We start from the raw sequence: 1,841 nt of genomic DNA, 5'->3' as shown, positions 1-1,841 counted from the left end.
TTGCTTGAGCTGTTGCTACGACGTCGAGGGGAGGTGCTGCCAAAGTCACTTATCGCCTCCCAGGTTTGGGATATGAACTTCGACAGCGATACCAATGTTATCGAGGTTGCAGTGAGAAGGTTGAGAGCCAAGATAGATGACGACTTTGAGGTCAAGTTGATTCATACCTCAAGGGGAATGGGTTACATGCTCGACGCACCTGATTCGGAGTCGGAATGAACCGGATGTCCCTGACGACTCGCATGAGTCTGATGTTCATGCTCGCGGTAACGGCCGTTCTCACCGTTGCCGGACTCAGTTTCAATAACCTCAGCCGGCATCACTTCAAGATGCTGGATCAGCAGGCGCTGAACGAAAAACTCCATTCGACTCAAAGAATTCTAACGGGGTTGAACAGCATTGATCAATTCAGTGATGTTAAGCCTGAGCTGGAGGCGCTGCTTGGCGCTCACCGTGATTTGACTGCCCTGATAATCGATGGCGGCGGCAAAATACTGTTTGCTGATCCCGGCCCCGTCGATGTTCCGGAGGAATTCCGCACAATCCCAAACAACAACGTCTGGGAGTGGCGAGATCAAGAGCAGATGTTCCGTGGCGTGACAGCACAAGCCGTTGTGACGGGGCAAGACAAGCCATTGACTGTCATGTTGATCTTTGACGTTACTCAGCACATGTCCTTTTTCGAGACGCTAGAGCGATGGTTTTGGATAGGGCTGGTGATCAGCGCGCTGGTCAGTGCGGCGCTGGGCTGGATGGTTGCAAGCAGTGGCCTGCGGCCTATTCGCCAAGTCACTCAGGTCGCGGCCTCAATGTCAGCTAAATCACTCAAAGAACGAATTCCATTAGCACCGGTTCCCAAAGAACTTCAGCAAATGGTGCTGTCATTCAACGCAATGTTATCTAGGTTGGACGATGCGTTTGTTCGCTTATCGAATTTCTCTGCGGACATTGCTCACGAGTTGCGGACCCCCGTCAGCAACTTGATGACCCACACGGAAGTGGTGCTTTCTAGAAAAAGGAATATCGAGGACTACGAAGACAATCTGTACTCAAATCTTGATGATTTGAAGCGTATGGGGCGAATGATTGATGACATGCTTTTTCTGGCGAAGTCTGACAATGGTCTGATCACGCACGAGAACAAACCGATAGACCTGGTGGAAGTCGTAGAGAAATTGCTCGAATACTACCGCCTGTTGGCTGATGAGCGAGGTATTGAGCTCACGGTTTCAGGAAGGGGCAGTGTTCGAGGCGATGTTCTTATGCTCCACAGAGCCATTTCTAATCTGCTCTCAAATGCGCTGCGCTACACCTATGAAGGGAAGTCCATCAGTGTCGATATTCAGCAGAAGGAGATGTCGGTATTGGTCGTTGTGGAGAACCATGGAGAGCCCATTGCTCCCGAACACCTTGAAAAGCTGTTCGATCGCTTTTACCGCGTGGACCCAGCTCGGCGAGAAGGCAGTCCAAGCAACGCGGGGCTAGGTCTGTCGATTACACGATCAATAATTGAAGCGCATGATGGCAAGATATGGTGTACGTCCTTTAGTGGAAAAACGGCCTTCCATCTAGAGTTTCCTAGTGTTGACTTGAAGGTCAGCTGATCAACGGCGCATTTGTGATCAACGGCGATCTCTCAGCCTGCGCCCAGCGTCCACTTTCGTTATTTTTGAATGAGTGAAAACCCTGGTATCGCGGGCACGCGGTCTCGTCTTTAAATCCCGCTACGCCCGCCAATTCGCGGCCAAGCACCCGCGTCAAGCTGACTGAAATGTAATCGAACAGTTTGCGTTCGTGTGGCATCGTGTTCTTGCACTGTGACGTTGGGGCCTAGTGAGTTT

2 protein-coding genes are annotated in these 1,841 nt (G+C 51.2%); both read left to right on the top strand.

Going from position 1 to position 1,841, the window contains the following annotated elements; all coding sequences use genetic code 11:
- The coding region (locus tag FHL16_RS33690) for a winged helix-turn-helix domain-containing protein (protein WP_177346272.1) at positions 1-219 on the top strand (219 nt) is incomplete at its 5' end.
- Positions 216-1,604: a heavy metal sensor histidine kinase gene (locus tag FHL16_RS33685; RefSeq protein ID WP_077750542.1), complete on the top strand. Its 1,389-nt coding sequence runs from the start codon at positions 216-218 to the stop codon at positions 1,602-1,604. The genes FHL16_RS33690 and FHL16_RS33685, both read left to right, overlap by 4 nt.
- Positions 1,605-1,841 lie beyond the last annotated feature (237 nt).

The sequence above is a fragment of the Pseudomonas sp. FSL W5-0299 genome, assembly GCF_005930655.1.
Taxonomy (GTDB): Bacteria; Pseudomonadota; Gammaproteobacteria; order Pseudomonadales; family Pseudomonadaceae; genus Aquipseudomonas; species Aquipseudomonas mandelii.
The sequence above is the reverse complement of the archived record's forward strand: the minus strand, read 5'-3'. Positions and strand labels throughout refer to the sequence as shown.

Coding starts and splice junctions, on each gene's coding strand:
- FHL16_RS33685 (WP_077750542.1), top strand. CDS start 216: ATGAACCGGATGTCCCTGACGACTCGCATGAGTCTGATGTTCATGCTC.